Below are 1239 nucleotides of genomic sequence, written 5' to 3'. Positions count from 1 at the left end.
GCTAGTGCCGCGTCAGGCAACGTTTGCCCTGTTGACTACCTCGCGTAGGCGTTCGTCGGCGGCGTGCTTGTTCCGCCAGATGATGTAGCGGCGGATCATGCTGCCCTGCTCTTTGTGGCTGCTGTGATCGGTGCCGTCCAGCGTGAAGTAGCGCAGGGCGGTGAACTGGGCTTCGATCCGGTTGAGCCAGGAACTGTTGGTTGGTGTGTAGGCGAGTTCGACGTTGTTGGCCGTGGCCCAGTCGCCGACGCGGGTGTCCTTCTTCGTGCTCAGGTGCGGGGAGTAGTTGTCGAGCACGATCGCGATGCGGGTCTGCGGTGGGTGCAGGCTGCGTAGGTAGCGGCAGAACTCCAGAAACCGCGTGCGGTGTTTCCTCGGCTTGATGTGGCCGTAGAGCCGGTCGGTGCCCAGGTCGTAGGCGGCGAACAGGTGCCGGACGCCGTGCGGGCGGGTGTAGGTCGCCCGCCGGCGTGCCCGCGGCTGCCGGTCGGGGTCCTTGTGCCGTCCGCCGCGTTCGGCCCACTGCCGTCCCGGGTGGGGTTGGAGGTTCAAGGGGCCGAACTCGTCCAGGCAGAACACGACCTCGGGCTCGCCGGCCTCGGGTCTGACTTCGCCGTCGGCGATCGCGTAGAGGTGCTCGACGCGGGCCTTCTTCGCGGCGTAGTCCGGGTCGCGGGAGGTCTTCCAGGTCTTCACCCGTTGAAACGACACGCCCTCCTCGCGGAGCAGGACCCGCAGGCCCTCGTGGCTGATGTCGTCGACCACCCCCTCGGCGACCAGGAAGTCGGCCAGCTTGGCCAGACTCCAGGTCGAGAACGGCAGGCCGTGCTCGGCCGGCTTGGACTTGGCGATCTTCTTGATCTCACGCCGCTCGGGCAGCGTGAACGTCCTGGGCCGGCCGCCTTTGTACTTCGGGTAGAGCGAGTCGAAGCCGTCGGCGTTGAAGTTGTGGATCACGTCCCGGACCCGGTCCGCGCTGGTGAACGTCACCTCCGCGACCTTTGCCACGGGCATGCCCTGCGCGGACAGCAGCACCATCTGGGCCCGCCGCCAGGTCACCACCGACCCGGTACCCCGACGGATGATCCGCAACAGGTGCCGGCCTTCATCGTCATCGATCTCACGGACACGTACACGGTCCACCACCCGGACAGCCTGACGACACCACGCCGTCCAGACCAGCACCCGGACGGCGCGTCACCCGCACGACAGGGCAAAGGTTGCCTGATGCGGCACTAG

1 protein-coding gene is annotated in these 1239 nt (G+C 67.2%); it reads right to left on the bottom strand.

Annotated elements, in window-relative coordinates; genetic code table 11:
• Nucleotides 1-12 precede the first annotated feature (12 nt).
• Nucleotides 13-1143, bottom strand: coding sequence for an IS630 family transposase (locus BXA10_RS30260; RefSeq protein WP_245828653.1), 1131 nt, complete (start codon nucleotides 1141-1143; stop codon nucleotides 13-15).
• Nucleotides 1144-1239 lie beyond the last annotated feature (96 nt).

The organism is Micromonospora avicenniae (assembly GCF_900156065.1).
Taxonomy (GTDB): domain Bacteria; phylum Actinomycetota; class Actinomycetes; order Mycobacteriales; family Micromonosporaceae; genus Micromonospora; species Micromonospora avicenniae.
The sequence above is the reverse complement of the archived record's forward strand: the minus strand, read 5'-3'. Positions and strand labels throughout refer to the sequence as shown.